Here is a 7,351-nt window from a genome sequence, read left to right on the forward strand (position 1 = left end):
GACTGTCAGAGGATCGAGCCCGGCGTGTATCCCGCGGCCTCGGGGTGCTGCTTGGTGATCTCCTCGATCCGGGCGACGAGCGCGGTGACCTGGTCGCCGGCCGCTCCCGTGAAGGAGAGCTTGTCGGCCATCAGCGCGTCCAGCTGCTCCCGGTCCAGCGGGATGCGGCCGTCGGCGGCGAGCTTGTCGAGCAGCTCGTTGCGCTCCGTGCCCTGCTCGCGCATGGCCAGAGCGGCGGCGACCGCGTTCTCCTTGATGGCCTCGTGGGCGACCTCGCGACCGACACCGGCGCGCACCGAGCCCATCAATACCTTGGTCGTGGCGAGGAACGGCAGGTACCGGTCCAGTTCGCGGGCCACGACCGCCGGGAACGCCCCGAACTCATCGAGCACCGTGAGGAAGGTCTCCAGCAGACCATCGAACGCGAAGAACGCGTCCGGAAGCGCCACCCGGCGGACCACGGAGCAGGACACGTCGCCCTCGTTCCACTGGTCGCCCGCCAGCTCGCCCGTCATCGAGGCGTAGCCGCGCAGGATCACCATCAGTCCGTTGACGCGTTCGCAGGACCGGGTGTTCATCTTGTGCGGCATCGCGGACGAGCCGACCTGACCCGGCTTGAATCCCTCGGTCACCAGCTCGTGCCCGGCCATCAGCCGGATCGTCTTCGCGACCGACGAGGGCGCGGCGGCCAGCTGCACCAGTGCGGTCACGACGTCGTAGTCGAGCGAGCGGGGGTAGACCTGGCCGACCGAGGTGAACGCCTGTCCGAAGCCGAGGTGGACGGCGATGCGCTGCTCCAGGTCGGCGAGCTTGCCAGCGTCACCGCCCAGCAGGTCGAGCATGTCCTGCGCCGTGCCGACGGGGCCCTTGATGCCCCGCAGCGGGTAGCGACCCAGCAGGTCTTCCAGCCGGCCGTACGCCACCAGCAGCTCGTCCGCCGCGGTCGCGAAACGCTTGCCGAGAGTGGTTGCCTGGGCGGCGACATTGTGGGAGCGGCCGGCGATGACCAGCTCGCCGTATTCGCCCGCAAGCCTGCCGAGCCGGGCCAGGACGGCCACGGTGCGGTCGCGCATGAGCTCCAGCGAGAGCCGGATCTGCAGCTGCTCGACGTTCTCGGTGAGGTCCCGGGAAGTCATGCCCTTGTGGACCTGCTCGTGCCCGGCGAGAGCATTGAACTCTTCGATCCGTGCCTTGACGTCGTGCCGGGTAACCTTCTCGCGTTCCGCGATGGAGGCGAGGTCGACCTGGTCCAGGACACGCTCGTAATCGGCGAGGGCGGCGTCGGGTACCTCGATCCCGAGGTCCTTCTGAGCGCGCAGCACCGCCAGCCAGAGCTGGCGCTCCAGCTTCACCTTCTGCTCGGGGGACCAGAGGACGGCCAGCTCCGTGGAGGCATAGCGGCCGGCCAGGACATTGGGGATGCGAGGCTTCGCAGACACAGCAGTCACGTGTCCAGATTCTACTGGTGGTTTCTGCAGGCCAGCGCCGTGGTCCGGTTTGTGGCTTACGACAAACGCGACCGCTTGTGCGAGAAGGGCCGTCCCGCAGCGGTCGGGTCGAGGGACCGGGTCGGTCGCCGTTCAGCGACTCGGACGGTGCGGGCGCCCGCCCTTGCGGATGCCGTAGGCAGCCGCGCCGACCAGCACCACGCACGCGCCCGACAGAACCGAATGCAGGGGAAGCGTGAATGCCAGGACCAGGCAGCCCGCCATACCGAGGGCCGGCACGGCGCGTGGAGGGCGGCCCTCGGACGGCGTGAGCGTCCAGGCGGCCGCGTTGGCGACGGCGTAATACAGCAGGACGCCGAACGAGGAGAACCCGATCGCGCCCCTGATATCGCCGGTGGCGGCCACGAGGGCGGCGATCGCGCCTACGGCCAGTTCTGCGCGGTGCGGGACGGCGAACCGGGGGTGGACGGTGGCCAGGGCATGCGGCAGGTGGCGGTCGCGGGCCATGGCCAGCGTCGTACGGGAGACGCCGAGGAGGAGGGCGAGCAGGGAACCCAGTGCGGCGAGTGCCGCGCCGATGCGGACCACCGGTGCCAGACCGGGCGTGCCGGACGCACGGACCGCTTCCGCCAACGGCGCCGAGGCGTCGGCGAGCCGGGCAGGCCCGAGCACCGACAGCAGCGCGACGGCCACCGCCGTGTACACGATCAAGGTGATGCCCATTGCAAGAGGGATGGCACGGGGGATCGTGCGGGCCGGGTCGCGGACCTCCTCGCCCAGCGTGGCGATGCGGGCGTAGCCGGCGAAGGCGAAGAACAGCAGCCCAGCCGCCTGCAGCACTCCGCCCGCCGTGGCGTCCGCCCCGGGCGCCAGCCGGGATGGCTCGATCGCGCCGCCGGTCAGACACGTGGTGACGACGGCGGCCAGGACTGCGAGGACCACCGTCACGAGCACCCTGGTCAGCCATGCGGATTTCTGCACGCCCCAGTAGTTCACGGTGGTGAGAGCCACCACGGCGCCGACCGCCACCGCATGGGCCTGGCCCGGCCAGGCGTAGGCGCCGACCGTCAGGGCCATGGCTGCGCACGAGGCGGTTTTGCCGACGACGAAGCTCCAGCCGGCCAGGTAGCCCCAGAAATCTCCCAGCCGCTCACGTCCGTAGACGTACGTCCCGCCGGAGGCCGGATAGCGGGCGGCGAGCCGCGCGGAGGACGTCGCATTGCAGTACGCCACGACCGCGGCCACGCCCAGACCGATCAGGAGCCCCGACCCGGCAGCCCGGGCGGCGGGGGCCGACGCGGCGAAGACGCCGGCCCCGATCATCGACCCCAGCCCGATGACCACTGCGTCGAAAACACCCAGTCGCCGTCCGAGTCCACCGCCGTCGGACGCGTCACGGCCGACCGCACCACCGCCCGGCGCACTTGCCACGCCACTCACCCTTTGCCTCCACTCGCAGCCGCTGTCCTTAGGGGCGCACCGTACAGACCGAAAGTGACGAGGCGGTGGCCTCGCCCACGCATGGCTGGAGCCTCTCGGGTGAGGCCGAGGGGCTCCGGGGCTCGTGTGCGGAAAGGACGGGAGTTACGGGGCAGGGTTCAGCCCGATCCGGATCCCCGTGGACGAACCGAGTGCCGACACTCCGTAATAGAGGCCGGTGCCGGTGTCGATGCCCGAGGCCCTGCACACCGACGACCCTGACTGCGGTGACGTCCCGCACCCGTGCGAGACCTGGCCCGAGTTGGCTCTCGGTCACACCGGGTGGGTCGGTGCTGCTTCGTCACTTCACTGACGGGCCCCAACGGGAGAATGTGACGGATAGAGGGAAAGCCCTGCTAGCCGTGGACTTCGAGGAGCACCGGCCCGACCTGAGGGCGGTCGCGTACCGGCGGCTGGAGTCGCTGACCGAGGCCAATGACGCCATCCACCTGTGAAAGCCATGTCGTTTGAGAACACCGAGAGGCAGCGTTCTCAAGCGACATGGCAACCCTGCAGGTTGGCAGCCCACTCTCTGCCAGATGCACTGTGACAGGACAGGACAGGACAGGACAGGACAGGACAGGACAAGACAGGAGTGGGCGTACCCGCGTCCGTGGGCGTCGCGGTTGGCCCGTCTCACGCGAATTGGCCCCCCGTCTCAGGTGATCTGGCGCGATTCGCTCGTTGTCTCAGGCGATCTGGTCGGTTGGCGCTACTCATGTCACGCGAGACCTCGACCCGCGCGGCGATGACACCCCGGGGTCTCGGTGCACAGCACGCGTCACTATGGTGGACCGATGGCATCGATCAAGCAGTTTTAAGTTACCTTCGACTGCGCAGAACCTGAGCGCGTCGCTCGTTTCTGGTGCGAGGTGTTGGGGTACGTCGTACCGCCGCCGCCGGAGGGGTTTGCTGCTTGGGACGATTTCAATCGCTCGCTGCCGCCTGAGCGTCAGGGTTCGGCGTTCGTCTGCATGGATCCCTCAGGTGTGGGCCCGCGAATGTACTTCCAGCGCGTTCCCGAAGGCAAGGTCGTCAAGAATCGGTTGCATCTTGACGTGCGGGTCGGCACCGGGCTCGTGGGTGAAGAGCGCCTCGCCACACTCGAGGCCGAGTGCGCACGACTGGTCGCGCTCGGCGCGGTACGCGTGCGACTACTGTCTGCCGATGGCGACAACGAGTCGTGCATCGTGATGCAGGACATCGAGGGCAACGAGTTCTGTCTCGACTGAGGGGCCGCGAACGTGTCCTCGTTCTGTCCCCATGGGCCAAGACGAAGAACCGCCCCCGACCTGTCAGGGCGCTGTGGCGCAGATCGCCGGATCAGGCGCTCGGGACGGGTGAGCCGTCCGGCCGGTTCGACAGATTGCGACAAGTTCGATGAGACGGACCCGGTGGTCTGCGTCTCGCTGAATCTGGCGCACCGCAGCCCAGCGGCGACGCTCTGCGCCAGGTCGGATGCGAGAGGGCACCGTCGGTGTCCGACGCGTGGCGTCTGGGGTCCCCCCAGCGCGAACGCCGCGTTCTCAGTATCGTCGGGCGCGAGGGACGCCTCAGCCTGGTTCCTGGACCCGGCCTTGCTGACACCTGGGTCGGGGTCGACCATGTGCAGCTTCGGGTTCTTCGGCAGTGCCCTGCTCTGCCGGCCCGACCTCACCTTCACCCGTACGACGTCCGACGCTCCAACCCACAGCGGCTCAGTGGCCCGGTGCGTAGCAGCCTGTCGGTGCCGCGCGCCACGATGGACAGCATCCTGGCGTGGACCAAGCTCTCTGCCCATCCGCTTATCGCCATCGGCTGATGCGGCGTGGCCTGCCGACGTATGAGAGGGGCGGTGGGTTGTATGACTGGCTGGAACTCGCCGTATGAGAACAGACACGTCCGATACCTGTGATGCTATCCGGCCGTCCGCCGCTGGGACAGGCATGGATAGTGATCTTGGGAAGCTTGCTTCGGCGTCGGAAATGCGGGCCTATGTCACGCGCTTCGTCGCGCAGTTGACCGAGCGGAACCGGCTGCCGCTCGACTACTCCGTGGCCAGTCTGCGGCTCGTCGACCTGATCGTCGACGGACTGCGGCACAGTCGGCCGGAGCGGGGTCAGGTCGAGCCGTTTCTGCGGGGGCTGGGCGCATACACCGGTGAAGTCATGGTGCGCCGGGCAGGCGGTCGATGGGTGGACCTCGACGACGGCCAGCGGGAGTTGTTCGGACAGTCGGCGGGCGTTCGCATGCCCGACGGGCGGATCTGGAACCCGTTCGGGAAGGTGGCGAACCGATTCGAGTCGGCGTCGGAGGAGTCGCTCCAGCGCTTCTACCTGTTGCTGCACGGGCGCGCCCGCCGCGCCGTCGCCGCCCTGTGACCTGGGCGGATCCGGACCTGCGCAGCGGATTGCCTCGCATCGCGAACCCCCGGGCTGTGACATTTCTGTGTGCCGTCACGCAGAGGTAGTCGAGGGGTGTACGGGCAACGGGACGAGGGCCCGGCGAGCCGTGTCGGGGCGGTATACGTCGGACGAAGTCGGTACGAAGAGGAAAGTGTGGCCAAGGGCGGAGAACAGCGCCGCGGGGAGGTGGACGACGCCGAGCTCGGGGCCGCGGTGGAGCGGGCTCAGCAAGGTGACGAGGAAGCCTTCGCCGCGGCGTACCGGCTCGTCCATCCCGGGCTGCTCGGCTATGTACGGGGACTGGTCGGTGAGGACGGCGAGGACGTGGCCTCCGACGCCTGGCTGGAGATATCCCGTGACCTCGGACGGTTCCGTGGGGATGGGGCGGGGTTTCGTGGCTGGACCGCGACGATCGCCCGGCACCGGGCGCTGGACCACTTGCGCAAGCAGCGGCGGCGGCCGCGCACCGCACTTCTGGAGCGGGACATTCTCGAACTGCCGGACAGTCAGGACACCGCCGGTTCCGCCCTGGAGGCGCTCTCCACCCAGCAGGCGCTCGCACTCATCCGCGGGTTGCCGCGGGAGCAGGCGGAAGCTGTTCTGCTGCGTGTCGTCGTCGGCCTCGACGGTCCCGCGACGGCGCGGGTGCTCGGCAAGCGTGCGGGCGCCGTACGCACCTCTGCCTACCGTGGACTGCAGAGACTGGCCGAGCATCTGGGCTCAGCAGGGTCGGGCAGTGTGACGTCTGCGTCACGCCGCACGCTGAGAGATGAGACATGAGAGATGAATCGCCACGGGCGACCGATGCGCCGGTATCCCGCGAAGTGGCCGCTCTGCTGGCAGCCGTGCAACGTTCCGGTGAGACCGGCCCCGCAGCCGAGCAGCGGGCGCTCGGTGCCTTCCGGGCGGCGCGCGACGAGGGGGCACTCGCACCCGTGTCGCCGCTGCGGCGTCGCAGACGCGACGACTGGCGACGGGTCGAACGGCTGCGCTTCGTGCGCTCGGCGCGGACGATGATCGCCGGCTTCGCGGCCGCGGCGACGCTCGGCGGGGTCGCGGTGGCCGCGGGTTCGGGTGCGATGCCGACGCCGTTCGATGACGATGGGCGCGACCGGACGCGTCCCGCACACCCCGCGAGGAGTGCCTCCACCGCACCCGATGAGCCCGGCAGCCCCCAGTCAGGTGCGCCGACGCCCGCCGAAGGCCGTACACACCAGAGGCCGACCGATCCGCCGGGTTCCGGTCGCTCCGCCGGCCACCCGGACCAGGCACAGGACGACGAGGCGCACTGCCGTGCCTACCGCGTGGCTCCGGGCAAGGGAAAGGCCGCGGACGCTACGGCCTTCGACCGGCTGGAGGCTGCGGCCGGTGGTGCATCGGCGGTGCCGGGCTACTGCGACGGGCTTCTCGGTCCCAAGACATCGAAGGAGAAGGGCCGGACCGACAAGCGGAAGCCGGAAGTACCGGACCCTGGGCAGACCTCGGAATCGGTGAAGGGCGCCCGGAACGGCGCCCAGAGCGACTCCACCGCACGCTGAAACAGGCCCTGGACGGGGAGTTCACCCCCCGCGGCTCCGGCGTGCCGCCATCACCTTCCCGGGCGGTTTCCCTAAGGTCCTTCGGACCTACTTGCCGGGGATTGGTGTTGCCATGAAGCCGTCCATCCGCCTGTGCATGATCGTCAAGAACGAGGCGTGCGTCATCGAGCGTTGCCTCGCTTCCGTCCGCGATCTGGTGGACACCTGGGTGATCTCCGATACCGGCTCGACCGATGGAATCCAACGGGTGTCTTTCATGAACCGACAGGAACTGCTCGCGGTGGTCCACCGGGCACCGTGACCGGCAAACACTGCCGGTCACGGAACTAGGGCGTGTTTCGAAAGTCCCGCGGGCCAGGCGGCGTCTGGCACGCACGCTCGCTGCGTTGTCGGGCTCGCCCCGATATGCCCAGTATCGGGGCGACCCTCCGCCTTGCGATCGCACGCACCAGACGCCGCCTGGCCCGCCCTACGGGCGGACGACGCTACTTTCGAAACACGC

General features: G+C 69.1%; 6 protein-coding genes and 1 pseudogene. 5 read left to right on the forward strand and 2 right to left on the reverse strand.

What is annotated here, in order from left to right; genetic code table 11:
* Positions 1-5: 5 nt before the first annotated feature.
* Complete coding sequence (gene purB / locus AB0915_RS17345) at positions 6-1,448, reverse strand: adenylosuccinate lyase (RefSeq protein WP_366691892.1); 1,443 nt, start codon at positions 1,446-1,448, stop codon at positions 6-8.
* 132 nt (positions 1,449-1,580) lie between these two features.
* Positions 1,581-2,810, reverse strand: coding sequence for an APC family permease (locus AB0915_RS17350; protein ID WP_366691901.1), 1,230 nt, complete (start codon positions 2,808-2,810; stop codon positions 1,581-1,583).
* Positions 2,811-3,724: 914 nt separating this feature from the next.
* Between AB0915_RS17350 and AB0915_RS17355 the strand changes: the two are divergent.
* The 5 genes and pseudogenes from AB0915_RS17355 (at position 3,725) to AB0915_RS17375 (ending at position 7,150) form a co-directional block, all read left to right on the forward strand.
* Positions 3,725-4,159, forward strand: a pseudogene (locus tag AB0915_RS17355) (VOC family protein).
* Between the two features lie 693 nt (positions 4,160-4,852).
* A complete protein-coding gene (locus tag AB0915_RS17360) occupies positions 4,853-5,287 on the forward strand; it encodes a hypothetical protein (protein ID WP_366691893.1) in 435 nt (144 codons plus the stop codon).
* 177 nt (positions 5,288-5,464) lie between these two features.
* On the forward strand, positions 5,465-6,091 hold the full coding sequence (locus tag AB0915_RS17365) for an RNA polymerase sigma factor (protein ID WP_366691894.1): 627 nt from the start codon (positions 5,465-5,467) through the stop codon (positions 6,089-6,091).
* Positions 6,088-6,849, forward strand: a complete 762-nt coding sequence (locus tag AB0915_RS17370; protein ID WP_366691895.1) for a hypothetical protein — start codon at positions 6,088-6,090, stop codon at positions 6,847-6,849. Before AB0915_RS17365 ends, AB0915_RS17370 begins: the two co-directional genes overlap by 4 nt.
* Positions 6,850-6,985: 136 nt before the next feature.
* Positions 6,986-7,150: a hypothetical protein gene (locus AB0915_RS17375; protein WP_366691896.1), complete on the forward strand. Its 165-nt coding sequence runs from the start codon at positions 6,986-6,988 to the stop codon at positions 7,148-7,150.
* The last annotated feature ends 201 nt before the right edge of the window (positions 7,151-7,351 follow it).

This window comes from Streptomyces sp. NPDC048411 (genome assembly GCF_040704695.1).
Lineage (GTDB): Bacteria > Actinomycetota > Actinomycetes > Streptomycetales > Streptomycetaceae > Streptomyces.

Bases quoted from the DNA above. Each gene is read 5' to 3' on its own strand.
- AB0915_RS17360 (WP_366691893.1), top strand. From the start codon at position 4,853: ATGGATAGTGATCTTGGGAAGCTTGCTTCGGCGTCGGAAATGCGGGCC.
- AB0915_RS17370 (WP_366691895.1), top strand. From the start codon at position 6,088: ATGAGAGATGAATCGCCACGGGCGACCGATGCGCCGGTATCCCGCGAA.
- AB0915_RS17375 (WP_366691896.1), top strand. From the start codon at position 6,986: ATGATCGTCAAGAACGAGGCGTGCGTCATCGAGCGTTGCCTCGCTTCC.